The organism is Sporosarcina koreensis, assembly GCF_001531445.1.
GTDB classification, from domain to species: Bacteria; Bacillota; Bacilli; order Bacillales_A; family Planococcaceae; genus Sporosarcina; species Sporosarcina koreensis_C.
In genome coordinates this window covers 1-738 of sequence record NZ_LQYA01000393.1, presented here as the reverse complement: position 1 = coordinate 738, position 738 = coordinate 1, and the positions used below count along the sequence as shown (strand labels likewise).

General features: G+C 69.9%; 1 pseudogene. It reads left to right on the top strand.

What is annotated here, in order from left to right:
- Nucleotides 1-112: 112 nt before the first annotated feature.
- Nucleotides 113-738: pseudogene (locus AWV70_RS22570) on the top strand (hypothetical protein); the annotation flags it as partial.

Sequence of the window (738 nt, the reverse complement as noted above, 5' to 3'; positions counted from 1 at the left end):
CGGAATCGCGGGTGGTGACGGCCAGGGCGGTCGGATTCTCGTGGCGGCCACCGCCGGGGTAGGCAGTGTGGCCTTTGGCGATACATTTCTGTCGGCGACGGGGACGGGCGGCTTGGGCAGCGATATGGGCGAGGGGCTGCCCAACTCCGAAGGCGTCGCCACTGGCGGTGCCGGTGGCAACGGCATCGGTGGCTTCGTCCAGGTCGGCGCGATCAGTGGCGCCGTGACCACCCAGGCTGACGGAGAGGCGTCGTTCGGCCAACTCTCCGTTTTCGCAACAGGCATCGGTGGCGATGGCGGGCGCGGTAATGACGGTGGCTTCGAAAGCAATGGCGGCAATGGTGGCGCAGGCGGCAATGGCCAGGGCGGGGATATCGCGCTGACCGGCTATGGCGGGCAGGTCAGCGCCGGTACCACGACGCTGACCGCCTTCGGCCAGTCCGGTCAGGGCGGCACGGGCGGCGAGGCGCCGACCGGGCAGCCAGGCGTCGATGGCGCGGTCGGCAACGCGACGGGAGGCAGTGTGGGAGTCCTTGTCTCTCCCCGCTTCGACATTCCGGCGCAACTGGGGGCGATGACCCTGGCCAGCCTGATCATCGATGCATCGGGGTCGCGTGGCACCGCTGCGTCGGGCGGAACGACGACCGCCGGGTCCTTCACGATAAGCAACTCTGCCGGGAGCAGCGCAGGCGGGTCGTTGACCGTGGCGGGGCCGACCCAGGTGACCGCGCTAGGCGA